Origin of the sequence: Sphaerothrix gracilis Ecp01 (genome assembly GCF_030405905.1) — a bacterium.
Classification (GTDB): domain Bacteria; phylum Cyanobacteriota; class Cyanobacteriia; order Phormidesmidales; family Phormidesmidaceae; genus Sphaerothrix; species Sphaerothrix gracilis.
On the sequence record NZ_JASATW010000121.1, the window covers coordinates 1 to 1,441 of the forward strand.

Here is a 1,441-nt window from a genome sequence, read left to right on the forward strand (position 1 = left end):
CGCCACCCCATGCTTCTTATTACCTGTCAGCCTGCGGAACGTAGGTTATTCAGTGACTACGCTGCCGTCAAAGCTAGCCTGATAATAGACTTTAGCAACAGTCCTGTCGAAGGTTGGAACAACAAGTTGAAGATGTTGAAGCGACAGATATACGGCAGGGCTGGCTTAGGATTACTGGCCAAGCAGCTTATTATGGCTGCATGACAGTGAGCTTAGCGCCTTGCAGTAATCATTTTCACGGCTTCACCAGAAACTCGTAAGAGCCAAAAGTAATTGACATTCCACAGTGGAGCGCTAGATAGGCCAGCAAAAGCTGTGATCGCTCCTGAATTGAATCTGCTATGGGGCGATCGTCTCAGGTGAGAAGAAAATCCCTAAAAAGCCGAACTTACCGCACTGGGGACACTGTGAGTACCTTATGCATTCTTTGCCCATCCTACTCCTACACATCAGTTACAGTTGCCAAATTCGTTGTGAGCACAGATTACTTCACCCTGTAATAAAGCAATAACACTCCATTGTTGTAAATCTTGCAATTAGTCAGCTCTAAAGCCGTTTGCGGAATCGCTTGAGAAAAAAGTGGAATCCCCGACCCCATCAAAAAGGGATTGACCTTGAGAATAAGTTGATCGATTAAGTGATTGGTGAAAAGTGAAGTGGCTAAATTCCCTCCACCACAAAGCCAGATCTGCTTACCTGCCTCACTCTTTAGACCTTTAACAAACTCGATGGCACTATCTGAAACAAGCTCAATATTTTCATCTGGACTTTGTTGCATACTACGCGAAAAGAGATACTGTTTCATATGCGAGTAAGGGCTCGTCACACCATCTTTCAAGCCTATCTCATAAGTTTTTCGACCCATAAGCACAGTATCAAACCATTTATTTTTGGCATGAATACCCATTAAGTCACGCAGATGAGAAGGAACTGTCTCAGGAAAAGAGGCAAATATATCTGCGAAATAGTCGCTGTCTTGGGAAAAGCCGTCATGTGAACCATCAGCATGCGCGATAAACCCATCAACGCTGCAAGCTACAAAATATGTCAGTATTCGCATTTTCTCTTCCCAGTGATTGGACAATAGACTTAATTGGAAATAATGGACTCCTTGCTATACAAGGCTTTTAAGGATTGGGCAAAAACAGGCTGAAGTCTTTTCTAGACAAGCATTTGAGGCCATTTCACCCCCCTTTATTACCGATAAGGTCTAATAGATAATTTGAAAAAAACTCATCACCATGTTGACGCCGCTATCAGTTCTGACATTGAGGTCGCAGGGGGTTACCGTCACAGATTCCTCATATTCGTTGCCTAGATTGATACTGTAGCTAGATTGTTCGAGCTTGAGCCTGATTTACTCACGGCACCGCTGGCTTAGGTGGACAGTAAGGTACAAAGGTGATGATTGACCAAATTCACTTCAACCGTGACCAGAAAC

At 43.9% G+C, this 1,441-nt stretch carries 1 protein-coding gene and 1 pseudogene; one reads left to right on the plus strand and one right to left on the minus strand.

The window, feature by feature from the left end; genetic code table 11:
* Positions 1-204: pseudogene (locus QJQ48_RS28145) on the plus strand (ISL3 family transposase); the annotation flags it as partial.
* A gap of 280 nt (positions 205-484) precedes the next feature.
* Here QJQ48_RS28145 and QJQ48_RS28150 read toward each other — a convergent pair.
* Positions 485-1,060 (minus strand): dihydrofolate reductase family protein, encoded by a 576-nt coding sequence (locus QJQ48_RS28150; RefSeq protein WP_346294490.1) that lies wholly within the window; start codon positions 1,058-1,060, stop codon positions 485-487.
* Positions 1,061-1,441 lie beyond the last annotated feature (381 nt).

Coding starts and splice junctions, on each gene's coding strand:
- QJQ48_RS28150 (WP_346294490.1), bottom strand. CDS start 1,060: ATGCGAATACTGACATATTTTGTAGCTTGCAGCGTTGATGGGTTTATC.